The following is a 22,076-nucleotide window of genomic DNA, read 5'->3' as shown; positions in this document are numbered from 1 at the left end:
GCATGACCATGGACATCCCCAATATCACCCGACTCGACGCCTCAGCTGATGATTTCCAGTCCCGGCTGGCCCATCTCCTGGCCTTCAATGACGCCACGGACAGCGGCATCCAGAACGCCGTGACGGAAATCCTTGGGGCGGTACGGGCCCGGGGCGACGCAGCGGTGATGGAATACACCGCCCGCTACGACCGCATGCAGGTGGGCGCCATGGCCGACCTGGAATTGAGCAAGGCCGACCTGGAAGCCGCCAAGGCCAACCTGCCCCTGCGTCTCTTGAAAGCCCTGGAGCTGGCCGCGGAGCGGGTTCATGTCTACCACGAGAAGCAGCGCCAGGAGTCCTGGACCTATACCGAGGCTGACGGCACCCTTCTGGGCCAGCAGGTCACCCCCCTGGATCGGGTGGGACTGTACGTGCCCGGCGGCAAGGCGGCCTATCCCTCCTCCGTGCTCATGAATGCCATCCCGGCCAAGGTGGCCGGCGTGAAGGAACTCATCATGGTGGTGCCCACGCCGGATGGCATCAGGAACGACCTGGTGCTGGCCGCCGCCGCCATCTCTGGCGCGGACCGGGTGTTCACCATCGGTGGTGCCCAGGCCGTGGGCGCCCTGGCCTACGGCACCCAGACCATCCCCCAGGTGGACAAGATCGTCGGCCCGGGCAACGCCTATGTGGCGGAGGCCAAGCGACGGGTGTTCGGCATCGTCGGCATCGATATGATCGCCGGCCCCTCGGAGATCCTGGTGATCTGCGACGGCAAGACGAACCCGGACTGGATCGCCATGGACCTCTTTTCCCAGGCGGAACACGATGAGCTGGCCCAGGCCATCCTAATCAGCCCGGATGCGGCCTTCCTGGACGCGGTCCAGGCCAGCGTGGCCAAGCTGCTGCCTTCCATGCCCCGCCAGGAAGTGATCTCCACCTCCATCGGCAACCGGGCAGGCCTGATCCACTGCAAGGACCTGGCCCAGGCGGCGGAAATCGCCAACTTCATCGCCCCGGAACACCTGGAGTTGTCGGTGGAAGACCCCCAGGCCATGCTGCCCCTGATCCGCCACGCCGGCGCCATTTTCATGGGGCGGCACACCTGCGAAGCCCTGGGGGACTACTGCGCCGGCCCCAACCACGTGCTGCCCACCTCCCGCACGGCCCGCTTCTCCTCGCCCCTGGGGGTGTACGACTTCCAGAAGCGCTCCAGCCTCATCCAGGTATCGGAAGCCGGTGCCCGCACCCTGGGCGAGATCGCCGCCGCCCTGGCCTACGGCGAGGGGCTCCAGGCCCACGGCCGTTCGGCGGAGTACCGCTTCGAGCGTTGATGAACCGGCCTGGGCCGGTGGCATGAATTCGTGATAACGCCAGCACCCCGGCCCAGGCCGGGGTTTTTAGTTCTAACTGGCCAGTATTTCCTTCAGGGCCGCCAGCAAGGCGCCACACTCGGCATCGGTGCCGATGGTGATGCGCAGGAACTGGTCGATGCGGGGCAGCTTGAAGTGACGCACGATGATGTTGCGGGCCCGCAAGGCGGCGGCCAGTGCCCCTGCATCCTGCTGGGGGTGGCGGGCGAAGATGAAGTTGGCCCCCGAGGGCAGCACCACGAATCCCGCTTCCTCCATATCCTGTGTCAGACGCTTCCGGCTGGCGATGACGGCCTGGCAGGTGCGTTCGAAGTGATCCCCGTCTTCCATGGCCGCCACGCCGCCAGCGATGGCAAGGCGGTCCAGGGGATAGGAGTTGAAGCTGTTCTTCACCCGTTCCAGGGCCTCGATGAGGTCCGGGTGGCCCACGGCGAAACCCACCCGCAGCCCCGCCAGGGAACGGGACTTGGACAGGGTCTGGATCACCAGCAGGTTGGGGTGGCGGTCCACAAGGGCGACGGCCGACTCGCCGCCGAAGTCGATGTAGGCCTCGTCTACCACTACGGGCACGTCGGGGCGGCCCACCAGAAGGCGTTCGATCTCCACCCGTGCCAGCAACCGGCCCGTGGGTGCGTTGGGGTTGGGGAAGATGATGGCGCCGCAGGCGGGGGCCGCCAGGTAGTCGTCCACCCGGATGGCGAAGTCGTCGTCCAGGGGCACGGAGCGGCCGTCGATGCCATACAGGCCGCAATAGACCGGGTAGAAGCTGTAGGTCACGTCCGGGAACAGCAGGGGGGCGTCGTGCTTCAGCAGGCCCAGGAAGGTGTGGCCCAGCACTTCGTCGGAGCCGTTGCCCACGAACACCTGGCGGGGGGTAATGCCGTAAGCGCCGTAGTAATCGGCGATTGCCGTTTTGAGCCGGTCTGCGTTGGGATCCGGGTAGAGGCGAAGGCCGTCGCCCACCTCGCCGCGCATGGCTTCCAGCACCTTGGGGGAAGGGGGGTAGGGGTTCTCGTTGGTGTTGAGCTTGATCAGGCCCGGAAGTTTGGGCTGTTCGCCGGGTACGTAGGGGGTAAGGCCGTGGACCACGGCGCTCCAGTAGCGGTTCATGGATGCGGGTTCAATAGGGTTGGAGCGGACGGCGAAACCTTAAAAACTCTCAGATTCGGCTGGAAATCTACGGCGCGGCTGATGTTATCATGCAGCCCTATTTCCCCGCTTCACGCGATATTACGGATCACGTTCCAGCGCACCTGACGCATTCCAGCGTAAGAACACAACGCGACTCTCGTCTCGACACGTTATCCCCATGCGGCAAGCCGACATCTCCCGTAACACCCTGGAAACCCAGGTCCGCGCCGTCATTGATCTGGACGGCACCGGCAAGTGCAGCCTGGACACGGGCCTGCCCTTCCTGGAGCACATGCTGGACCAGGTGGCCCGCCACGGCCTGGTGGATATCAACATCCAGGCCAAGGGCGACTTGCACATCGATGCCCACCATACCGCCGAGGACATCGGCATCACCCTGGGCCAGGCCTTCTCCAAGGCCGTGGGGGACAAGAAGGGCATCCGCCGCTACGGCCATGCCTACGTGCCTCTGGACGAAGCCCTGTCCCGGGTGGTGGTCGACCTGTCCGGCCGGCCCGGCCTGGAGTTCCACGTGGACTTCACCCGGGCCCGCATCGGCGACTTCGACGTGGACCTGTTCCGGGAATTCTTCCAGGGCTTCGTCAATCACGCCGGCGTGACCCTGCACGTGGACAACCTGCGAGGCGTGAACGCCCACCACCAGGCTGAGACAGTGTTCAAGGCCTTCGGACGGGCCCTGCGCATGGCATTGGAAATGGATGCCCGCATGGGGGGCGTCATGCCGTCCACCAAGGGCACCCTCTGAAATGAAACGGCCCCCATGTTCGCCGAGCTCACTGCCCCCCGAGGGGGTGTCAGCACGCTTGGGGCGGCCCGGCGCGTGCTGACATGACCGACATCGCCATCATCGACTACGGCATGGGCAACCTGCTGTCCGTGTCCAAGGCCTTCGAGCACGTGGCGCCCCAGGCCAAGGTCGCCGTGACTTCCGATCCCGCCGTCATCCAGGCAGCGGGCAAGGTGGTGTTTCCCGGCGTGGGGGCCATGGCGGATTGCATTCGCGAACTGGACGGCCGAGGCCTTATCGGCGTCGTCAAGGATGCGGCGGCCAACCGGCCATTCCTTGGCATCTGCCTGGGCATGCAGGCCCTGTTCGACCATTCCGAGGAAGGGGACTGTGCCGGCCTGGGCATACTGCCAGGCAACGTGCGCCTGTTTCCCGCCGAGGCCATGCATGACGAGGCGGGTAACAAGCTCAAGGTGCCCCACATAGGGTGGAACGAGGTGCTCCAAGCCCAGGCCCACCCCTTGTGGAACGGCATCGGCGACAACGAGCGCTTCTATTTCGTGCACAGCTATTACTGTGACCCCACGGATCGCGACGTGGTGGCAGGCACGGCCCGCTACCCCTTCGAATTCGCCTGTGCGGTGGCCCGGGACAACCTTTTTGCCGTGCAATTCCACCCGGAAAAGAGCGCTACCGCAGGTTTGCGGCTGCTCGCCAATTTTGTGACCTGGAACGTTTAGGACCATAGGACGTAGGCAATGCTGATCATTCCCGCGATTGATCTGAAGGATGGGCAATGTGTTCGCCTCAAGCAGGGCGAAATGGACAGCGCCACGGTGTTTTCCGCCAATCCGGCCGAGATGGCCGAGAAATGGCTGGCCAGCGGTGCCCGCCGACTTCACCTGGTGGACCTGAACGGCGCCTTCGCCGGCAAGCCCGTGAACGAGAAGGCCATCCAGGCCATCGTCCAGGCGGTGGGAGACGAGATTCCCGTGCAACTGGGCGGAGGCATCCGGGATCTGGACACCATCGAGCGCTACCTGGACGACGGCATCACCTACGTCATCATCGGCAGCGCGGCGGTGAAGAATCCCGGCTTCCTGCACGACGCCTGCATCGCTTTCCCCGGCCACATCATCGTGGGACTGGACGCCAAGGACGGCAAGGTGGCGGTGGAAGGCTGGTCCAAGGTGACGGGCCACGATGTGGTGGACCTGGCCAGGCGCTTCGAGGACTACGGCGTTGAATCCGTGGTGTACACCGACATCGGCCGGGACGGCATGCTCTCCGGCGTGAATATCGAGGCTACCGTGAAGCTGGCCCAGGCCCTCACCATTCCGGTCATCGCCAGCGGCGGCATCACCAATCTGGACGACGTGCGCAAGCTGTGCGCCGTGGAGGCCGAGGGCATCATGGGGGCCATCACCGGCCGTGCCATCTACGAGGGCACCCTGGACTTCACTGCCGCCCAGGCCCTGGCGGACGAGCTTTCTGGCAAGTCATCCTGACCCAATGGGCCTGGCCAAACGCATCATCCCCTGTCTGGACGTCACCGCCGGTCGCGTGGTCAAGGGCGTCAATTTCGTCAACCTGCGGGACGCGGGCGACCCCGTGGAGATCGCCCGCCGCTACGATGATCAGGGTGCCGACGAACTCACCTTCCTGGACATCACCGCCAGTTCCGACGACCGGGACCTGATCCTGCACATCATCGAGGACGTGGCGGCCCAGGTCTTCATCCCCCTTACCGTGGGTGGCGGGGTACGGGCCGTGGAGGACGTGCGCCGCCTGCTCCACGCCGGTGCCGACAAGGTCACCATCAATACCGCCGCCGTGAGCAACCCCCAGTTGGTCAAGGACGCATCCGACCGCTTCGGCTCCCAGTGCATCGTGGTGGCCATAGACGCCAAGCAGACCGTCTGGGGCGCGGCGCCCAAATGGGATATCTTCACCCACGGCGGCCGCAAGCCCACGGGCCTGGATGCCGTGGACTGGGCCCGCCGCATGGAGGCCCTGGGTGCAGGCGAGATATTGTTGACGAGCATGGACCGGGATGGTGCCAAGATCGGTTTCGACCTGAACCTGACCCGGGCCATCTCCGACGCGGTGAGCATACCCATCATCGCCAGCGGCGGCGTGGGCACGCTGCAGCACCTGGCGGACGGCGTGAAGCAGGGCGGAGCCGACGCCGTGCTGGCCGCCAGTATTTTCCACTTCGGCGAGTTCACCGTGGAACAGGCCAAGCGCCACCTGCGGGAGCAGGGTATCGAGGTGCGCCTGTGAATGCCCTGGCTCTCAAGCATTCACGTTTCCCCGGGGGAGACGCCCATCTCTTGGGGTCACCCCGACGGGAGGGAACATGAGCAAGACCTCCGAGGCCTGGCTCAACAAGATCAATTGGTCCGATGATGGACTGGTGCCGGCCATTGCCCAGGATGCGGCTACCGGCGAGGTTCTCATGGTGGCCTGGATGAACCGGGAGGCCCTGAAGCTGACGGCGGACAGGATGGAGGCGGTGTATTGGTCACGTTCCCGCAAGAAGCTGTGGCATAAGGGCGAGGAATCAGGCCATACCCAGAAGGTGAAGGAAATCCGCACCGACTGCGACGAGGATGTGATTCTGCTGAAGGTGGAACAAGTGGGTGACATTGCCTGCCACACCGGGCGCCACAGCTGCTTCTTCCATCGCCTTGATGGCAGCAAGTGGCAGGCCGTGGAGCCCGTGCTGAAAGACCCACACGAGATTTACAAGAAATGAGCGCGGACATTCTTGAGCGGCTTGCCGCCACCCTGGAGGCCCGCAAGCAGGCAGACCCCCAGACGTCCTATGTGGCAAAGCTGTATCACAAGGGCCTGGACGCCATCCTGAAGAAGGTGGCGGAGGAAGCGGCGGAAACCATCATGGCAGCCAAGGACGGCGAGCGGGAGAAAGTCATCTACGAGACGGCCGATCTGTGGTTTCATAGCCTGGTTTTGCTGGCCCATCAGGGCATCAGTCCCAGCGAAGTCCTGAACGAGCTGGCCCGCCGCGAGGGCCTGTCAGGCATAGTCGAGAAAGCGTCCCGCAAGGAATAAGCATGAGCCCCCTGACTCACTTCCGTTCGCGCCCCCGCATGGGGGGGAGCATGCCTTCCTGGGGGAGGCGGCATGAGCAGTGACTGCATCTTCTGCAGGATCGCCGCGGGCGAGATCCCCTGCCGCAAGGTGTATGAGGACGATGAACTCATCGCCTTTCACGACATCAATCCCGTGGCCAACGTGCATTTCATGATCGTGCCAAAGGAACACATCGTTTCCCTGGCCGAAGCCCAGGCGGGCCATGAAAGGCTGCTGGGTCGCATCCTGATGCTGGCCCCGGCGCTGGCGAAGGATCAGGGCCTCGGCGACGGATTCCGCACCGTGATCAATACCGGCCGGGGCGGCGGCCAGGAAGTCATGCACCTGCATGTCCATGTAATGGGGGGCGGACGCCTCCGCCCCATGTAATTTTTCGAGGAGAGAGACAATGGGTTCCTTCAGCATTTGGCATTGGCTGATCGTTCTGGTGATCGTGCTGCTGGTTTTTGGCACCAAGAAGTTGCGCAACATCGGCGGTGACCTGGGCGGTGCGGTAAAGAACTTCAAGGAGGCCATGGGCGAGGAGAAGAACAAGCCCACCGAACTGCCCCGCGAGGAGGCCAAGGGCACCACCATCGAGGGCGAGGTCAAGGACAAACAGCAAAGTTGACGGTAGACGGTGTGCTGTTGGCGGTTCCGGCTGCCTACTGACCACTGCCAGCTGACTGCTTCCAATGTTCGACATCAGCTTCACCGAACTCCTGGTCATCGGCGTCATCGCCCTGATCGTCATCGGTCCCGAGCGTCTGCCCAAGGTAGCCCGCACGGCGGGCCAGTGGGTGGGCAAGCTCAATCGTTTCGTGTCCCAGGTCAAGCAGGACATCGACCGGGACATTCGCCTGGACGAACTGCGCAAGATGCAGCAGGAGATGAAGGACAGCGCCCAGAAATACGAGATCATGGCCAACGACACCCTGCATCGGGTAGAGGATACCGTGGCCGAGGAAACGGGACAGATCAGCAAGGTCATGCAGGCCATGGGCACCACGGATGGTGGTCTAAGCATGCGCGAATACGAGAAACTCAAGGCGGAGGAATCCGCCACGGCCGAAACCGGCCAGGCCGCCAAGGTCGAAGCTGTACCCGAAGCCGTTTCATCTGATTCGCCGGTGACCAGCGGCCAGCGCACCGACAGCGGGACGAAACCCGATGCCGACAAGGCGCAAGCCTGACACCGGGGGCTGACGCAAGCATGAACGGTCAGGAATCCTTCATCACCCATTTGCTGGAATTGCGCGACCGCCTGCTGCGGGCGGTCATCGCCTGGATCGTGGTGTTCGTCTGCCTGTTCCCCTGGGCCAACGATCTCTACAGCCTCCTGGCCCAGCCCCTGCTGTCCAAGTTGCCCCAGGGGGGGCAGATGATCGCCACCGAGGTGGTTACTCCCTTCTTCGTGCCGGTGAAGGTGGCCCTGATGTCGGCCTTCCTCGTTGCACTCCCCTACGTGCTTTACCAGGCCTGGTCCTTCGTGGCTCCGGGGCTTTACAGCCACGAGAAGAAATTTATCCTGCCCCTGGTGATGGCCAGCGTGGTGCTGTTTGCCTCCGGTATGGCCTTCGCTTATTTCCTGGTGTTCCCGGTGGTGTTCGGTTTCATCATCGGCATCGCGCCCCAGGGGGTGGCGGTGATGACGGACATCGGCAAGTACCTGGATTTCGTCATCACCCTGTTCCTTGCCTTCGGCCTTACCTTCGAGGTACCCATCGTGGTGGTGGCCCTGGCGGTGATGGGCATCGTGGAAGTGGAGAAGTTCAAGGAAGGCCGGCCTTACGTGATCGTTGGCGCCTTCGTCATCGGCGCCATATTCACGCCTCCCGACGTCATCTCCCAGATCATGCTGGCCGTCCCCCTCTGGCTGCTTTACGAATTGGGTGTGATCGTGGCGGGGTGGGTGGTGCGCCACAAGATAGTGGCGCCTCCGGAGTCGGATGAATTCAAGCCCCTCTCGGAAGAGGAGTTGGAAGCGGAGTTGGACCGCATCGAGGAAGAAGAAAAGAAGGCCGGCTAATGCACATAATTGGTGCATTCTTCCCTTGAACGCCCTGCAAAAGGGCGTTTTGTTTTGGTGCGTGGCTTGCAAACCCCCGTCCCATGCGCACCAATAGAAGGCACATCTCTTGCTACTGGTTTTTCCGTTTATACAGGAGACCCCAATGGAAGCCTTTCAATCCGGTGCTGACGTCTTGTTCGTTCTGCTGGGCGCCATCATGGTGCTGGCCATGCACTCAGGTTTCGCCTTTCTCGAGGTGGGAACCGTGCGCAAGAAGAACCAGGTCAATGCCCTGGTGAAGATACTCACGGATTTTTCCATGTCCACCATCGCCTATTTCTTCGTTGGCTATGGCGTGGCCTATGGCGTGGATTTCATGAGCGGCGCCAGTGTCCTGGCGGAAAAGAACGGCTATGAACTGGTGAAGTTCTTCTTCCTGCTGACCTTCGCGGCGGCCATCCCGGCCATCATTTCCGGTGGTATCGCCGAACGCGCCAAATTCCAGCCTCAGCTGGCCGCCACCTTCCTGCTGGTGGGCTTCGTCTACCCGTTCTTCGAGGGCATCGTCTGGAACAAGAATTTCGGTTTCCAGGCCTGGCTGGGGAACAGTTTCGGCGCGGAGTTCCATGACTTCGCGGGCTCCGTGGTGGTCCATGCCGTGGGGGGCTGGATTGCCCTGCCCGCTGTGGTGCTGCTGGGCGCCCGTCGCGGCCGTTACCACCAGAACGGCATGGTGGCGGCCCACCCCCCCTCCAGCATTCCTTTCCTGGCGCTGGGGGCCTGGATTCTCACCGTGGGCTGGTTCGGCTTCAATGTCATGTCGGCCCAGAAACTGGAGGCCATTTCCGGCCTGGTGGCGGTGAACTCCCTCATGGCCATGGTGGGAGGCACCCTGACGGCTTTGGTGGTGGGCAGGAACGACCCGGGCTTCATCCACAACGGTCCCCTGGCCGGTCTGGTGGCGATTTGCGCCGGTTCCGATCTCATGCATCCGGCCGGCGCCCTGGCCACGGGAGCCATCGCGGGTGCGCTGTTCGTGGTGATGTTCACCATCACCCAGAACCGCTGGAAGATCGATGACGTCCTGGGAGTGTGGCCGCTGCATGGTCTTTGCGGCGCCTGGGGCGGCATCGCCGCGGGTATTTTTGGCCTGGAGGCCCTGGGTGGCATGGGGGGCGTCAGCTTCCTGAGCCAGTTGCTGGGTACCCTGGCGGGCGTTCTGGTGGCACTTATTGGCGGCGTTCTTGTCTACGGCCTGCTCAAGGCTGCCGTGGGCCTGAGGCTGGACCCGGAAGAGGAGTACAACGGGGCTGACTTGACCATACACCGTATTTCCGCGTCCCCGGAGCGAGAAACTAACTGGTAAGCCCCATGAAACCTCGTTTTTTACTTGCACTGCATAACCAATGTCTTGTTATGATGCGCCCGTCATAGCCCATGACATCATTCAGGAGACACCGCATGAACAAATCTGAGTTTATCGACGCCATCGCCGCCAAGACCGACATGTCCAAAGCTGCCGCCGGCCGCGCTCTCGAAGCCATGCTGGATACCATCGTGGACACCGTGGCCAAAGGCGACAGCGTCAGCGTGATCGGCTTCGGTACCTTTGAATCTCGCAAGCGTGCTGCCCGCACCGGCAAGAACCCCCAGACGGGTGCTGCCATCAAGATCGCCGCCACCACCGTGCCGGCCTTCAAGCCCGGCAAGGCTTTCAAGGACAAGGTCGCGGCCAAGAAAGGCAAGAAGAAGTAATAAAACGGATTGAATGGAAAAAGGCGCCCGCGGGCGCCTTTTTTATTGCTCGGAGGCCGGCTCTTTGCCTGTCTCAGAAAGCCCCAGGGCCAGCACGGCATCGGCGGCATCCATGAGGGCCACTTGTTTGCCTCGATAAGCCTGGGAAAAACGGGGATGGAGGGGCTTCAAGTCCGCTTCCTTGGGGAAATACATGACCACGGCGCCATTGGGGTGGGTGCTCAGCCAGGCCCGGACAGAGTCGTTGTCAAGTTGGATCAAGGGCCTGCTTAGTCGGCCGGCGAATTGATATTGGGCATGGTACTTGCCCAGGTTGCCCACTTCCCGGGATTCGTAGTGAGCCTTGGCGATGGCGGCCCCTATGGGGCGCACGTCATAGGCAGGGGAGATGGGGCGTATCAGCAGCAGGTGGATAGCCGCCATGGCCAGTATGGCCACGCCCGATAGCCAGGGCACCTGAGAGACCGCGGATCCCTTCATCAGCCATGTCCAGATGGCCAGCATCAGGAAGGCCCAGCCCCCCCAGGCCGGCAATTGGCTCAAGGCGCTGCCGGACTCAGGTGGATAGAAGTGTGGGAGCGACAGCATCAACACCCCCAGGGCCACCAGCATCAGCGCAGCCGGCCAAGGGCGTGAGATGCGCTCTTGCTCGACCAGTACTCGTCCAGCCAGCAGTGCAAAGGCCGGGAACTCCGGCAACAGGTAATGAGGTTGTTTGCCGCTGATGAGGGAAAAGGCCAGCAAGGCTGGCAGCATCCAGGCCAATGCCAGCCGCAGCCCCTTGTCCTGCTTCTTTGCCGCTCCCTTCATGCCGCGCCAGAAGGCGGGCCATAGGAACCAGGGGAAAAGCAGCAGGGGCAGCAGCGGTAGATACCACCATAGGGGACGCTGGTGAGCGAAGGACTGCACCATGCGGTTGGCGGTCTGGCCCCAGAAAATGGCGTCGCGATAGGCTTCACCCCCCATGAAGCCAGCGGGAATGGCCCACAGCAGGGCCAGGGCAGCACCGCCGAGGGTGCCAAGGACAAGGCGGGTGTACCACTGGCGCCAAGCCAAGGCGTTGCTCGATGCCCACCAGGGTGCCAGCAGGGCCGCGGGCAGCAGGTGCAACAGAATGGCGGGCCCTTTGGCCAGCACGCCCAGGCCGACGGAGAGGGCGAACAGCTTCCAGCCATGGGCCTTGCCCCTGGATGCCCACACCAGGCCCAGGATGCCAGGGAGGGTGCAGAACGCCATGAGCAGGTCGAACATGAGCGCCTGGCTATAGAGGCTCCACATCAGACTGCCCATCAATATCCAGGGGGCCAGGCGGGCGGGCTCGGGGCGGTCGGGCCAGAGTTCGATGGCCAGGCGGCGCACCAGAAACAGGGAGGCGATGGCCAGCAGGGGCGAGATGAGCCGGGGCCACCAGTCATTGATGCCGGTGACGGCCCAACCGGCGTGGATCAGCCAGAACAGCAGGGGCGGTTTGTGACTGTAAGGCTCGCCATTTTTGAAGGGCACCAGGAAGTCACCCCGCTGCCACATTTCCCAGGCCACGGACAGGTAGCGGGTCTCGTCGATGGCAAAGTAGCTGCGGCTGAACAGGGCCACGGCGGTGAGAAATGCCAACCAGCCAGCCCAAAGGTAGGGGTCACGGTTCGCGCGCATGGGTCTCCTTCGTGGTGCCCCCGTGACCCAGTTCCTGGTCCAGTTCTTCCTCCAGGGCCTTACCGTGGCGATGGCTGCGGTACAACCACACGCCCAGCAGGCTGGAAACCACGAACAGCACGCCTGCCAGGGATAAGCGCAAGCTGGGATTGAAGTGGACGCCGCTGCCCGCCAGGGCGAACACCAGGGTCTGGGGCAGATAGCCCACGCCGCTGCCCGCCAGGAAGGGCAGGGCGGGCACGCTGCATACACCGGCCACCAGGTTGGTGCCTACGTTGCTGCCCACAGGCAGCAGGCGGATGATCACGGCCATGGTGAAGGGATGGCCGGAAAGGAAGTCGTCCAGCTTGCGGATGCGTCCAGGAAAGCGATGCTGCACCAGGGAACGACCGAACCAGCGGGCGTAGGAGAAGGACATTAGGCTGCCCAGGAGGGTGCCCACGACCGCCAACGCGCTACCCGGAAGGAAGCCGAAGGCATATCCCCCCAGGAAGGCCACCACCTGGCGGGGAAAGCCCACCGCCGTAGTCAGGGCCGCCATGCCCAGGAAAATCAGTTCGCCGCGGAAGCCCTGGCCACGCACCTGGGTGTCGATCCAGTTTTCGCTTAGGGCATCCCCCAGGTGCAGGGCGTTCACCAGGAAGCCCAGCAGGGCCAGGCTGGCGATCAGCAGCAGGCCTTTGAAGAGGATGCGGAAATTCACGGGCGCCTGGGATGCGGATCAGCGCACGGCGTGCACATCCGGCCGCTTGGCGCGCCGCATGAGCCAACTCACCCCGAACAGGTCCACGATACCTACCCACAGGCGGTTGTGCAGACCGTACTTCGACGTGCCCCGCTCCCTGGGACGGTGGTTCACTACCACCGATTCCACCCGGCCACCATGGCGTTGCACCAGGGCGGGAAGGAATCGGTGCATGTGGTCGAAATAGGGCAGGCGCAGGAAGGTTTCCCGGCTGAACACCTTCAGGCCGCAGCCAGTGTCGGGGGTGGCGTCCCGCAGCAGGCTTGAGCGCACGCCATTGGCCACTTTGGATGAAAACCGGCGGAACCAGGTATCCCGCCGGCTGGCCCGCCAGCCCGCCAGCATTTGCAGGTTCTCCGCCGGTGATGCGTGGCGCAGCCTGTGCAGCAATTTGGGAATGTCGCCCGGGTCGTTCTGGCCGTCACCGTCCAGGGTGGCGATCCAGGGGTGGGAGGCGGCCATCACCCCCGTGGTGATGGCGGTGCTTTGCCCACAGCTTTCCTGGTGCCGGAGGATGCGCAGCTGAGGCACGGCCTCCGCCATGCGCTTGAGTTCCACCAGGGTCGCATCCGTGCTGCCGTCATCCACGTAGATGATTTCGCAGGCTGCCAACGTGCCCGTGGCTTCCAGGATTTCCCGGATCAGGGGCTCGATATTGGCGGCCTCGTTCTTTACGGGGACCACCACGGAGAGGCGTTCATCGAAGGACGGAAGAGGCATGGGGAATGGGATCATTTGTAGAGTTCGCGCGGCCGGATTCTAGCAGTGGGCGGCCAGCCTTGCCTCCGGGGGGGCAGGCGTGTATTCTCCCGCCCCTCACGGAGAGGTGGATGAGCGGTTTAAGTCGCACGCCTGGAAAGCGTGTGTAGGTTAATAGCCTACCGCGGGTTCGAATCCCGCCCTCTCCGCCAGAAATGAAAGCGCCCCGCCTGTCGGGGCGTTCGTGTTTCTGGACATGGGCGGAAAGCGTGGCCCGAGATTGCTAATCGGGTTCATCGCAACACCCTGGCCAGTTTCCCATGCACGAGAAAGAAGCCCAGCGCCGCCCAAGCGCATTGGTGTCCAGGCCAGAATCCAAAGTGGCGCTGGACGAGAGGAGCCTTGTCAACGGAGGCATCCCGGGAGATGGGCTCACCTGCGCCGCCATGCACGGGGAGTGCATGGGTGCGAGCCAGGGTACCAGGGCAGGCGCAAGAGTAGATGGATCGTTCGCCAGGGTTGAGTCCCGTCCATAAGTGGTGGTGTGGCCCATGGCGCAAGCCCTTGAGCAGGGCAACGATATTCATGGGTATTTGTTGCAATGCGACGAGGGGGGGCGACGACCTTGAACTGGACTTGAGCGGGTGGTCACCGCCTGGTGGGGATGTCGGTACATCAATTCATCATGGGCAACGGTTGCCGCTGTCATTGGGCCTCGCACATAATGGGTCCGGTCAGAGACATCCTTACTCCCAACACTATCCATGGAACATCCCGAAGTGCCGGACTTCGAGGCGACGGCCACCGGAGGCAAGACGTTCAGGCCGAGTCTTTACGCAGGGCGTACCCTCGTCCTCTATTTCTATCCCAAGGACAACACGCCAGGCTGTACCACCGAGGGCCAGGATTTCCGCGACTTGCACCCCTTGTTCCAGGCCCTGGACTGCGAAGTGTTCGGCGTCTCCCGGGACAGCCTGAACTCCCACGAGAACTTCAAGGCCAAGCTGGGCCTGCCCTTCGAACTGATCTCGGACCCGGACGAGCAGGTGTGCGAGTTGTTCGGTGTCATGAAGATGAAGAACATGTATGGCAAACAGGTGCGGGGCGTGGAGCGAAGTACCTTCATCATCGACCCTCGCGGACGCATCGCCCGCGCATGGCGGGGCGTCAAGGTACCGGAACATGCCCAGCAGGTCCTGGAGTTCGTGCGCACCCTTTCCACAACCCGCTAACCAACCATTTCGGTGATCTCGATGCCGCGCAAGGCCAAGCCTACTGCCAGCCAGACCAAGCTGTTCGTCCTCGATACCAACGTGCTGTTGCACGACCCCACATCGCTGTACCGTTTCCAGGAACATGACATCTACCTGCCCATGGTCACCCTGGAGGAGTTGGACCATAACAAGAAGGGCATGTCGGAGGTGGCCCGCAACGCCCGACAGGTAAGTCGCTTCCTGGACGATATCGTCAGCCCCAGCGAGCACGACATCCAGTCCGGCGCGGACCTGGCCGCCCATAGCCACAAGGCGGCCACGGGGCGGCTGTTCCTGCAGACGGACCATGTGGCCAGGGACATCCTGGCGGCCCTGCCCTACAGCTCTGGAGACAACCAGATCCTGGGGGTGGTGGCCCACCTGCGGCAGCAGCATCCAGGCCGTGAAGTGGTGCTGGTGTCCAAGGACATCAACATGCGCATCAAGGCCCGGGCCCTGGGCTTCGCCGCGGAGGACTACTTCAACGACAAGGTCCTGGAGGACACGGACCTGCTCTACACCGGCGTCATGGAACTGCCGGCGGACTTCTGGGACAAGCACGGCAAGGGCATGGAGTCCTGGCAGCAGGACGGCCGTTCCCATTACCGGCTCACCGGCCCCCTGTGCCCGTCCATGCTGGTGAACCAGTTCCTGTGGCAGGAGGGCACCAACCCGTTCCAGGCCATCGTCACCGCCGTGGAGGGCAAGACCGCCACCCTGGTGACCACCAGGGACTACTCCCACCAGAAGAACGCGGTGTGGGGCATCACTGCCCGCAACCGGGAGCAGAACTTCGCCCTCAACGTGCTCATGGATCCCCAGATAGACTTCGTCACCCTGCTGGGCCAGGCGGGCACGGGCAAGACCCTGCTGACCCTGGCCGCGGGCCTGACCCAGATCCTGGAGCACAAGGTCTACAGCGAGATCATCATGACCCGGGTGACGGTGCCGGTGGGGGAGGACATCGGCTTCCTGCCCGGAACCGAGGAGGAGAAGATGACCCCCTGGATGGGCGCCCTGGAGGACAACCTGGACGTGCTCAACAGCACCGACGAGGAAGCGGGCGAGTGGGGCCGGGCCGCCACCCAGGACCTGATCCGCAGCCGTATCAAGGTGAAGTCCCTCAACTTCATGCGCGGGCGCACCTTCATCAACAAGTTCCTCATCATCGACGAGGCCCAGAACCTTACCTCCAAGCAGATGAAGACCCTGATCACCCGGGCCGGCCCCGGCACCAAGGTGGTGTGCCTGGGCAACATCGCCCAGATCGACACGCCTTACCTGACGGAAGGCTCCTCCGGCCTGACCTACGTGGTGGACCGCTTCAAGGGCTGGCCCCACAATGGCCACATCACCCTGGCCCGGGGCGAACGTTCGCGCCTGGCGGATTACGCCGCCGGCGTGCTTTGATTCCCATATCCCATTCATTAACCAGCGAGGTAGTCAATGAACACCCAATACCGCATCGGCATGAGTGCCCTGGCCGTGGCCATGGCTGTTTCCTTCCAGGGTTGCGAGAAGAAGGCGGACGAGGCGGGCGCCGAGGCAGCCGCCAAGGTCAATGGCGTGGCCATCAGCGTGGCCCTGCTGGACCACGAGGTGAAGAAACTGGGTGACTTGACCCCGGAGCAGCACCAGAAGGCCGCCAACCAGGTGCTCAAGAACCTGGTGGACCAGGACCTGCTGATGCAAAAGGCCGTATCCGAGAAGCTGGACCAGGAGGCGGGCGTGAAACTGGCCCTGGAAGCCTCGCGGCGCCAGATCCTGTCCCAGGCCTATGTGGAAAAGCTCACCGCCAGCGTGGCCCAGCCCACGGAGCAGGAGGTGAGCGACTATTTCAACAAACACCCCGAGCTGTTCAGCGACCGCCGCATCTATCGCCTGCAGGAAATCAACATTTCCGTCACGCCGGACAATGAAGAAGCCGTCAAGTCACAGCTGTCGGGCACCCGCAGCCTGGATGATTTCATCCAATGGTTGCGGGACCAGAAGATCCCCGTCCGCATCTCCCAGACCACCAAGGCCGCGGAGCAGTTGCCCACTGAACTGCTGCCCCGCCTGGCCCAGATGCGCGACGGCCAGGCCATGACCGTGAAGGCCCCCAACGCCCTCAACATCCTGGTGGTGGCCGGCTCCCAGAGCCAGCCCGTGACCCTGGAGCAGGCCAAGGCCAGCATCGAGCGCTTCGTCACCAACAGCAAGAAGCGGGAGACCGCCGCCACCGCCCTGAAGGATATGCGCGCCCAGGCGAAGGTCGAATACCTGGGGGCCTATGCCGACCTGGGCAAGGAGGCGCCCACGCCCGAGCCGGCGGTCGAAGCTCAGGCCACCGAGGCAAAACCTGATGCAGCTCCGGCAAGCGAACCCGCCGCAAAGTGACGTCCGTGACCCACTACGATGCCTTCAACGGTGATGCCGACGGCCTCTGCGCCCTGCACCAACTGCGCCTGGCCCAGCCTCTGGCCGCCGTGCTGGTCACAGGGGTCAAACGGGACATTGCCCTGCTGAAGCGCATCGATGCCCAGGCGGGGGACAGCGTCACCGCCCTGGACATCGCCGTGGAAAAGAACGCGGGCCCCCTGGCCGAATTGTTGGCCCGGGGCGTCAAGGTGCGCTGGTTCGACCACCACGACCCGGGTGAAATGCCCGTGCATCCCCATTTCCATCCCACCATAGACACGGCGGCAGAGGTGTGCACCAGTCTATTGGTGGATCGGGAACTGGGGGGGCGCTACCGCCCCTGGGCCGTGGCCGCGGCCTTCGGCGACAACCTGCACGAGGCCGCCCGCAAGGCGGCGGAGCCCCTGGGCCTGGATGCAGGCCATCTGGACGCCCTGCGGGAACTGGGGGAATGCCTCAACTACAACGGCTACGGCGACAGCCTGGAAGATCTCCACTTCCACCCTGCGGACCTGTATCGCGCCCTGCACGCCTACTCGGATCCTTTCGCCTTCATGGCCGAAGCCGCCCAGTTCCAGACCTTGCGCGAAGGTTATGCCGCCGACATGGCCCAGGCCAGGGCGGTGACCCCTGCCGAGGTGCGGCCTTCCGGCGCCGTGGTGGTCCTGCCCGATGCCCCCTGGGCGCGGCGGGCCAGCGGCGTGTATGCCAACGAACTGGCCACGACTCATCCAGGCCGGGCCCATGCCCTGCTGTCCCGTTCTCCCAAGGGCCACTACGTGGTGAGCGTGCGGGCGCCGCTGCGCAACCGCGTCGGTGCCGACGTGCTATGCAGCCGCTTCGATACCGGCGGCGGTCGCAAGGCGGCCGCGGGCATCAACGTGCTGCCGGAGACGCGCATCCCCGACTTCATCGCCGCCTTCTTCGAAACCTATCCGGAACCTGTCTGAACCCTCATGGAAACCCTGATTACCCCCTACGGCGGTGACTTGCCGATGCTGCTCTGCGACGCCTACAGGGCCGAGACCCTGAAGCGGGAAGCCCTGGATTTCCCGTCCCTGGACCTGGATTGGCGCCAGCTGTGCGAACTGGAACTGATCCTCACCGGCGCCCTGGCACCCCTCACCGGTTTCATGGGCAAGGCGGACCTCGAGAACGTGCTGGACCGGATGCGGCTGGCGGACGGACGTTTCTGGCCCAGGCCGGTGATGCTGGCGGTGGGGGAGAAGGCGGCCAAGGCCCTGCAACCGGGCAGCAAGGTGGCCCTGCGGGATGCCGAGGGCTTCATGCCTGCCGTGCTGCATGTGAGCGAGGTCTGGGCGGCGGAACCCGAACTGGAGGCGGAACGGGCCCGCGCTGCCGGTCATTCCCTGGCGGAGCCCAGTGCCAGGGCCGGCCAGTTCTATGTGGCAGGTCAGGTGGAAGGCGCGGCCTTGCCGCCCCGCCACGATTTCCTGCCTCTGCGCCTGACCCCGGCGGAAACCCGGGCCCAGTTCGCCAAGCGGGGCTGGCGCCGGGTGCTGGGGGTGATGCCCAACCAGCCCATGCACCGCATGCACTACGAGTTCTTCCTGCGTGCCGCCGTGCAGCGGGAAGCCAACCTGCTCATCCAGGTGGCGGGGGGCACGGACCCGGTTCAGGATGCCGCCCACTTCAGTCGCATACGTGCCTGCCTGGCCCTGCAGCCCAAGTTTCCCGTACCCACCACCATGCTGACCGTCAGTCCCCTCATGGACCTGCCGGAAGGAGACAGGGAAGTGCTGTACAAGGCCCTGATCGCCCGCAACCATGGGTGCACCCACCTGGTGGTGGGCGGCGAGTGGGTGGGCGCGGGCGACCAGCGGCGGGGCCGCGACGTGGCCGGGCCGGGTACCGCGGTGGTGGCCAATGCCCGGGAACAACTCGGTGTGGAACTGGTGCCCTTCCCGCGCCTGGTCTATGTGGAGGACCGGGACGAATTCGTCGCCGAGGACGAGGTGCCGGAAGACAGCCGGGCCCAGCGCATGAACGGGGCGGAACTGCAGCGTCGCATGATGCAGGGCACCAAGGTGCCGGAATGGTATTCCTACCCCGAGGTCCTGGAGGAGTTGGCCAAAGCCTATCCACCCCGCAGCCGGCAGGGGTTCACCGTGTTTTTCACCGGCCTCTCAGGAGCTGGCAAGTCCACCATCGCCCGGGCCCTCACCGTGAAGCTCATGGAGATGGGCAGCCGGCGCGTCACCCTGCTGGACGGCGACGTGGTGCGCCGCAACCTGTCCAGCGAACTGGGTTTCTCCAAGGAGCATCGGGACATCAATATCCGCCGCATCGGCTACGTGGCCAGCGAGATCACCAAGCATGGCGGCATCGCCATCTGCGCACCCATCGCCCCCTACCGCACCACCCGGCGGGCCGTGAGGGATGGAATCGAGCCCTGGGGCGGTTTCATCGAAGTGCATGTGTCCACCTCCATCTCCGTCTGCGAGAGCCGGGACCGCAAGGGACTGTACGCCAAGGCCCGGGCGGGGCTGATCCCCGAATTCACGGGGGTGTCGGATCCCTACGAGGCGCCGGAGAACGCGGAACTGGTCATCGATACGGCCCAGTACAGCGCTGAAGAGGCCGTGGCCCGCATCGTGCTCAAACTGGAGCACGAGGGTTACTTGCGCTGAGGTAGTGGCCTGCTGGAGGTCCGGCCTGCCCTGAGGGCGGGCCGAGGTTGCCAGGGGGAACGGCTTACTGGGGAGTCGCCGGCTTGGCGGGCCGCTTGTGAAACTTGCGCTGGGGTTTCTTGGCTTGTCCGCCTCCACCGCCGCCGCCCGTGCCACCAGCACCACCGCTACCACCGCTACCCTGTGGCTTGCCGTTGTGCTTCTTCATCTGATTGGCGTGTCCCTGGGGCCTGGGGCCGACATTGATGGGGCGGCCGCCCTGGGCCAGGGCGATCTCCAGCTCAATGATCTCGTCCCACTGGGCCTCGGTCTTCTGGTTGTCTGGGATGGACTGCAGTTCCCTCAGGCGTTGCTGGGGCGAACTGGGTTGGAGAGGTGCGGTCTGTTGCTCGTTCATGTAGGGCTATAGGGTAACGGATTCATGAGGAGGCGTGGAATATCTATCCGCCGGGCGCCTTCAGGCGCTGGATGCGTACCACCTCGTGGAGGCCCCGCAGGGCCCGCATGAGCCGTGCCAAGTGTAGGCGGTTTTGCACGCTCACGGTGAAGAATAGGTTTGTATATGAGCCAGCCTCTTCTTCCATGTGCACGTTGTCGATGTCCGAGCCCTCGTTGGAAATGGCCGCCGCCACCTTGGCCAGCACGCCTCGCTGGTTGGCCACCACCACCTTGATGCCCACGTCGAACAGCTTGTCCAGTTCCGCGGCCCAGGCCACGTCCACCCACTTGTCCGGATCCTCCCGGTAGCGGCGCACCTGGGCGCAGTCGTGGGTGTGGATGATGAGGCCCTTTTCCTTCTTGATCTGGCCGATGATGGGGTCGCCGGGGATGGGGCGACAGCACTTGCCCAGCTTCACCGCCACGCCCTCGGCACCGTGGACCAGCATGGGCCCGGCGGACTTGGACGGCGTGGTGGGATCGTTGTCCCGGGCCAGCAACTGGCGCGCCACCACGAAGGCCAGTTTCTTGCCCAGGCCGATCTCCTCCAGGGTCTCTTCCCGGCCCCGGCCGGTCACCTTCTGGTAGCGATCCCAGGTGCCTTCGGCCAGGCTCTTGCAATCGCTGCCCAGGGCCTTCAAGGCCTGCTCCAGCAGTCGCTGGCCCAGGGCGATCGACTCGCTCTGATGCACGTGCTTGAGGGCGTTGCGGATGTTGGCCCGGGCCTTCCCCGTGAGGGCGAAATGGGCCCACGCGGGGTTGGGGCGGGCGGATTCGGAAGTGAGGATCTCCACCCGGTCGCCATTGCGCAGGGGCGTGGAGAGGGGCATGAATTCGCCGTTGATCTTCACCCCCACGCAATGGTTGCCCACGTCCGTGTGCACCGAGTAGGCGAAGTCCACGGCGGTAGCGCCCCGGGGCAGGGAGATGATGGCTCCCTTGGGTGTGAACACGTAGACCTCGTCCGGGAACAGGTCCACCTTGATGTGCTCCAGGAATTCCACGGAATCCCTGCTGTCGGCCTGGAGGTCCAGCAGGCCCTGGAGCCACTGGTGGGTGCGGCGCTGCACCTCGGAGAGGGAGGCGTCGCCGGTCTTGTAGATCCAGTGGGAAGCCACGCCGGTCTCGGCGATGTGGTGCATCTCCTGGGTACGGATCTGCACCTCCAGGGGCGCGCCGAAGGGCCCGAACAGGGTGGTATGCAGGGACTGATAGCCGTTGGGCTTGGGGATGGCGATGTAATCCTTGAACTTGCCCGGGATGGGCTTGAACAGGGCGTGCAGGGCGCCCAGGGCCAGGTAACACTGGGGCACGTCCTCGACGATGACCCGGAAGCCGTAGATGTCGAACACCTCGGAGAAGGCCAGGTGCTTTTCGTGCATCTTGCGGTAGATGCTGTACAGGTGCTTTTCCCGCCCATACACATAGGCATGCACCTGGCCATCCCGCAGCTTTTCCTTGATTGATGCCTTCATCTTGTGCACCACCTCCACCCGGTTGCCCCGGGCAGCCTTCACCGCCTTCTCGATGACCTTGTAGCGGTTGGGGTGCAGGTGCTGGAAGGAGATGTCCTCCAGTTCCTGATAAAGCTGGTTGAGGCCCAGGCGGTTGGCGATGGGGGCGTAGATCTCCAGGGTCTCCTGGGAGATGCGGTGGATCTTTTCCGGCGCCATGGCATCCAGGGTGCGCATGTTGTGCAACCGGTCAGCCAGCTTGATGAGGATGACCCGCACGTCCCGGGCCATGGCCAAAAGCATCTTGCGGAAGTTCTCGGCCTGGGCCTGGGCCTTAGTCTCGAACTTGATCTTGTCCAGCTTGGTGACCCCGTCCACCAGGTTGGCCACGGGCTTGCCGAACTCCTGGGCGATCTCCTCGGAGCTGACACCCGTGTCTTCCACCACGTCGTGGAGCAGGGCGGCAATGAGGGTCTGCACGTCCAGGCGCCAGCCGGCCAGGATCTCGGCCACGGCCAGGGGGTGGGTCACATAGGGGGCGCCGCCCTTGCGGTACTGGCCCGTGTGGGCCAGGGCGGAAAAGAAGTAGGCCCGGCGGAAGGACTCCAGGTCCGTCGGTTCCAGGTAGGACACCGCCTCCGGGAGCGGTGGCAGCGAGGCGAGGATGACGTCGCTGGGTGCCGTCATGAT

General features: G+C 64.0%; 24 protein-coding genes and 1 tRNA gene. 19 read left to right on the top strand and 6 right to left on the bottom strand.

Annotated elements, in window-relative coordinates; translation table 11 throughout:
* The first annotated feature begins 8 nt into the window (after window positions 1-8).
* On the top strand, window positions 9-1,316 hold the full coding sequence (gene hisD, locus H6935_06235) for a histidinol dehydrogenase (GenBank protein MCP5277949.1): 1,308 nt from the start codon (window positions 9-11) through the stop codon (window positions 1,314-1,316).
* Between the two features lie 72 nt (window positions 1,317-1,388).
* On the opposite strand, the gene H6935_06230 is transcribed toward hisD, so the two are convergent.
* Window positions 1,389-2,465 carry a histidinol-phosphate transaminase gene (locus H6935_06230; GenBank protein MCP5277948.1) on the bottom strand — a complete coding sequence of 359 codons (1,077 nt, stop codon included), beginning with the start codon at window positions 2,463-2,465 and terminating at the stop codon, window positions 1,389-1,391.
* A gap of 199 nt (window positions 2,466-2,664) precedes the next feature.
* Between H6935_06230 and hisB the strand changes: the two genes are divergently transcribed.
* From hisB to H6935_06170, 12 genes are all read left to right on the top strand, one after another.
* Window positions 2,665-3,252 carry an imidazoleglycerol-phosphate dehydratase HisB gene (gene hisB, locus H6935_06225; protein MCP5277947.1) on the top strand — a complete coding sequence of 196 codons (588 nt, stop codon included), beginning with the start codon at window positions 2,665-2,667 and terminating at the stop codon, window positions 3,250-3,252.
* An 83-nt stretch (window positions 3,253-3,335) separates the two neighbouring features.
* Window positions 3,336-3,974 (top strand): imidazole glycerol phosphate synthase subunit HisH, encoded by a 639-nt coding sequence (hisH, locus tag H6935_06220; protein MCP5277946.1) that lies wholly within the window; start codon window positions 3,336-3,338, stop codon window positions 3,972-3,974.
* A gap of 18 nt (window positions 3,975-3,992) precedes the next feature.
* Window positions 3,993-4,742, top strand: a complete 750-nt coding sequence (gene hisA, locus H6935_06215; protein MCP5277945.1) for a 1-(5-phosphoribosyl)-5-[(5-phosphoribosylamino)methylideneamino]imidazole-4-carboxamide isomerase — start codon at window positions 3,993-3,995, stop codon at window positions 4,740-4,742.
* A gap of 4 nt (window positions 4,743-4,746) precedes the next feature.
* Window positions 4,747-5,517 carry an imidazole glycerol phosphate synthase subunit HisF gene (gene hisF, locus H6935_06210; protein MCP5277944.1) on the top strand — a complete coding sequence of 257 codons (771 nt, stop codon included), beginning with the start codon at window positions 4,747-4,749 and terminating at the stop codon, window positions 5,515-5,517.
* Window positions 5,518-5,593: 76 nt separating this feature from the next.
* Complete coding sequence (gene hisI / locus H6935_06205; GenBank protein MCP5277943.1) at window positions 5,594-5,992, top strand: phosphoribosyl-AMP cyclohydrolase; 399 nt, start codon at window positions 5,594-5,596, stop codon at window positions 5,990-5,992.
* Window positions 5,989-6,309, top strand: coding sequence for a phosphoribosyl-ATP diphosphatase (locus H6935_06200; GenBank protein MCP5277942.1), 321 nt, complete (start codon window positions 5,989-5,991; stop codon window positions 6,307-6,309). Before hisI ends, H6935_06200 begins: the two co-directional genes overlap by 4 nt.
* A gap of 72 nt (window positions 6,310-6,381) precedes the next feature.
* A complete protein-coding gene (locus tag H6935_06195) occupies window positions 6,382-6,720 on the top strand; it encodes a histidine triad nucleotide-binding protein (protein MCP5277941.1) in 339 nt (112 codons plus the stop codon).
* 19 nt (window positions 6,721-6,739) lie between these two features.
* Window positions 6,740-6,961 (top strand): Sec-independent protein translocase subunit TatA, encoded by a 222-nt coding sequence (gene tatA, locus H6935_06190; protein MCP5277940.1) that lies wholly within the window; start codon window positions 6,740-6,742, stop codon window positions 6,959-6,961.
* Between the two features lie 64 nt (window positions 6,962-7,025).
* Window positions 7,026-7,523: a twin-arginine translocase subunit TatB gene (gene tatB / locus H6935_06185; GenBank protein MCP5277939.1), complete on the top strand. Its 498-nt coding sequence runs from the start codon at window positions 7,026-7,028 to the stop codon at window positions 7,521-7,523.
* 20 nt (window positions 7,524-7,543) lie between these two features.
* Window positions 7,544-8,359 (top strand): twin-arginine translocase subunit TatC, encoded by an 816-nt coding sequence (gene tatC, locus H6935_06180; protein MCP5277938.1) that lies wholly within the window; start codon window positions 7,544-7,546, stop codon window positions 8,357-8,359.
* Between the two features lie 145 nt (window positions 8,360-8,504).
* Entirely contained in the window at window positions 8,505-9,707 is a 1,203-nt protein-coding gene (locus H6935_06175) for an ammonium transporter (GenBank protein ID MCP5277937.1), read from the top strand.
* Between the two features lie 95 nt (window positions 9,708-9,802).
* The gene (locus tag H6935_06170) at window positions 9,803-10,096 is read left to right on the top strand and encodes an HU family DNA-binding protein (protein MCP5277936.1); all 294 of its coding nucleotides are present in this window, start codon (window positions 9,803-9,805) and stop codon (window positions 10,094-10,096) included.
* 42 nt (window positions 10,097-10,138) lie between these two features.
* Here H6935_06170 and H6935_06165 read toward each other — a convergent pair whose 3' ends face one another.
* Genes H6935_06165 through H6935_06155 form a run of 3 tightly spaced genes read right to left on the bottom strand, consistent with a single transcriptional unit; the run spans window position 10,139 to window position 13,211 of the window.
* The gene (locus tag H6935_06165) at window positions 10,139-11,746 is read right to left on the bottom strand and encodes a glycosyltransferase family 39 protein (GenBank protein MCP5277935.1); all 1,608 of its coding nucleotides are present in this window, start codon (window positions 11,744-11,746) and stop codon (window positions 10,139-10,141) included.
* Window positions 11,730-12,449, bottom strand: a complete 720-nt coding sequence (locus H6935_06160; protein MCP5277934.1) for a VTT domain-containing protein — start codon at window positions 12,447-12,449, stop codon at window positions 11,730-11,732. The genes H6935_06165 and H6935_06160 overlap by 17 nt, the downstream gene beginning before the upstream one ends.
* Window positions 12,450-12,467: 18 nt before the next feature.
* A complete protein-coding gene (locus tag H6935_06155; protein MCP5277933.1) occupies window positions 12,468-13,211 on the bottom strand; it encodes a glycosyltransferase family 2 protein in 744 nt (247 codons plus the stop codon).
* A 100-nt stretch (window positions 13,212-13,311) separates the two neighbouring features.
* Here H6935_06155 and H6935_06150 point away from each other — a divergent pair.
* The 6 genes from H6935_06150 to H6935_06125 all read left to right on the top strand — a co-directional run bounded on the left by H6935_06150 (window position 13,312) and on the right by H6935_06125 (window position 19,494).
* Window positions 13,312-13,402 (top strand) — tRNA-Ser (locus tag H6935_06150).
* Between the two features lie 552 nt (window positions 13,403-13,954).
* Window positions 13,955-14,422 (top strand): peroxiredoxin, encoded by a 468-nt coding sequence (locus H6935_06145; GenBank protein ID MCP5277932.1) that lies wholly within the window; start codon window positions 13,955-13,957, stop codon window positions 14,420-14,422.
* Window positions 14,423-14,443: 21 nt separating this feature from the next.
* Window positions 14,444-15,853, top strand: coding sequence for a PhoH family protein (locus H6935_06140; GenBank protein MCP5277931.1), 1,410 nt, complete (start codon window positions 14,444-14,446; stop codon window positions 15,851-15,853).
* 36 nt (window positions 15,854-15,889) lie between these two features.
* A complete protein-coding gene (gene epsD, locus H6935_06135) occupies window positions 15,890-16,822 on the top strand; it encodes a peptidyl-prolyl cis-trans isomerase, EpsD family (GenBank protein MCP5277930.1) in 933 nt (310 codons plus the stop codon).
* 5 nt (window positions 16,823-16,827) lie between these two features.
* Window positions 16,828-17,793 carry an acetyltransferase gene (locus H6935_06130; GenBank protein MCP5277929.1) on the top strand — a complete coding sequence of 322 codons (966 nt, stop codon included), beginning with the start codon at window positions 16,828-16,830 and terminating at the stop codon, window positions 17,791-17,793.
* A gap of 6 nt (window positions 17,794-17,799) precedes the next feature.
* Entirely contained in the window at window positions 17,800-19,494 is a 1,695-nt protein-coding gene (locus H6935_06125; protein MCP5277928.1) for a bifunctional sulfate adenylyltransferase/adenylylsulfate kinase, read from the top strand.
* A gap of 64 nt (window positions 19,495-19,558) precedes the next feature.
* On the opposite strand, the gene H6935_06120 is transcribed toward H6935_06125, so the two are convergent.
* The gene (locus H6935_06120) at window positions 19,559-19,891 is read right to left on the bottom strand and encodes a hypothetical protein (GenBank protein ID MCP5277927.1); all 333 of its coding nucleotides are present in this window, start codon (window positions 19,889-19,891) and stop codon (window positions 19,559-19,561) included.
* Window positions 19,892-19,934: 43 nt separating this feature from the next.
* Window positions 19,935-22,073 (bottom strand): bifunctional (p)ppGpp synthetase/guanosine-3',5'-bis(diphosphate) 3'-pyrophosphohydrolase, encoded by a 2,139-nt coding sequence (locus H6935_06115; GenBank protein ID MCP5277926.1) that lies wholly within the window; start codon window positions 22,071-22,073, stop codon window positions 19,935-19,937.
* Between the last annotated feature and the right edge of the window lie 3 nt (window positions 22,074-22,076).

It is taken from the genome of Thiobacillus sp., from assembly GCA_024235835.1.
In the GTDB taxonomy this organism is placed as follows: Bacteria; Pseudomonadota; Gammaproteobacteria; order Burkholderiales; family Thiobacillaceae; genus PFJX01.
This window is presented reverse-complemented; position numbering and strand designations above follow the sequence as displayed.

What these genes read in the sequence shown, in the direction of transcription:
- hisD (MCP5277949.1), top strand. Translation starts at nt 9, where the DNA reads ATGGACATCCCCAATATCACCCGACTCGACGCCTCAGCTGATGATTTC.
- H6935_06230 (MCP5277948.1), bottom strand. Translation starts at nt 2,465, where the DNA reads ATGAACCGCTACTGGAGCGCCGTGGTCCACGGCCTTACCCCCTACGTA.
- hisB (MCP5277947.1), top strand. Translation starts at nt 2,665, where the DNA reads ATGCGGCAAGCCGACATCTCCCGTAACACCCTGGAAACCCAGGTCCGC.
- hisH (MCP5277946.1), top strand. Translation starts at nt 3,336, where the DNA reads ATGACCGACATCGCCATCATCGACTACGGCATGGGCAACCTGCTGTCC.
- hisA (MCP5277945.1), top strand. Translation starts at nt 3,993, where the DNA reads ATGCTGATCATTCCCGCGATTGATCTGAAGGATGGGCAATGTGTTCGC.
- hisF (MCP5277944.1), top strand. Translation starts at nt 4,747, where the DNA reads ATGGGCCTGGCCAAACGCATCATCCCCTGTCTGGACGTCACCGCCGGT.
- hisI (MCP5277943.1), top strand. Translation starts at nt 5,594, where the DNA reads ATGAGCAAGACCTCCGAGGCCTGGCTCAACAAGATCAATTGGTCCGAT.
- H6935_06200 (MCP5277942.1), top strand. Translation starts at nt 5,989, where the DNA reads ATGAGCGCGGACATTCTTGAGCGGCTTGCCGCCACCCTGGAGGCCCGC.
- H6935_06195 (MCP5277941.1), top strand. Translation starts at nt 6,382, where the DNA reads ATGAGCAGTGACTGCATCTTCTGCAGGATCGCCGCGGGCGAGATCCCC.
- tatA (MCP5277940.1), top strand. Translation starts at nt 6,740, where the DNA reads ATGGGTTCCTTCAGCATTTGGCATTGGCTGATCGTTCTGGTGATCGTG.
- tatB (MCP5277939.1), top strand. Translation starts at nt 7,026, where the DNA reads ATGTTCGACATCAGCTTCACCGAACTCCTGGTCATCGGCGTCATCGCC.
- tatC (MCP5277938.1), top strand. Translation starts at nt 7,544, where the DNA reads ATGAACGGTCAGGAATCCTTCATCACCCATTTGCTGGAATTGCGCGAC.
- H6935_06175 (MCP5277937.1), top strand. Translation starts at nt 8,505, where the DNA reads ATGGAAGCCTTTCAATCCGGTGCTGACGTCTTGTTCGTTCTGCTGGGC.
- H6935_06170 (MCP5277936.1), top strand. Translation starts at nt 9,803, where the DNA reads ATGAACAAATCTGAGTTTATCGACGCCATCGCCGCCAAGACCGACATG.
- H6935_06165 (MCP5277935.1), bottom strand. Translation starts at nt 11,746, where the DNA reads ATGCGCGCGAACCGTGACCCCTACCTTTGGGCTGGCTGGTTGGCATTT.
- H6935_06155 (MCP5277933.1), bottom strand. Translation starts at nt 13,211, where the DNA reads ATGCCTCTTCCGTCCTTCGATGAACGCCTCTCCGTGGTGGTCCCCGTA.
- H6935_06145 (MCP5277932.1), top strand. Translation starts at nt 13,955, where the DNA reads ATGGAACATCCCGAAGTGCCGGACTTCGAGGCGACGGCCACCGGAGGC.
- H6935_06140 (MCP5277931.1), top strand. Translation starts at nt 14,444, where the DNA reads ATGCCGCGCAAGGCCAAGCCTACTGCCAGCCAGACCAAGCTGTTCGTC.
- epsD (MCP5277930.1), top strand. Translation starts at nt 15,890, where the DNA reads ATGAACACCCAATACCGCATCGGCATGAGTGCCCTGGCCGTGGCCATG.
- H6935_06125 (MCP5277928.1), top strand. Translation starts at nt 17,800, where the DNA reads ATGGAAACCCTGATTACCCCCTACGGCGGTGACTTGCCGATGCTGCTC.
- H6935_06120 (MCP5277927.1), bottom strand. Translation starts at nt 19,891, where the DNA reads ATGAACGAGCAACAGACCGCACCTCTCCAACCCAGTTCGCCCCAGCAA.
- H6935_06115 (MCP5277926.1), bottom strand. Translation starts at nt 22,073, where the DNA reads ATGACGGCACCCAGCGACGTCATCCTCGCCTCGCTGCCACCGCTCCCG.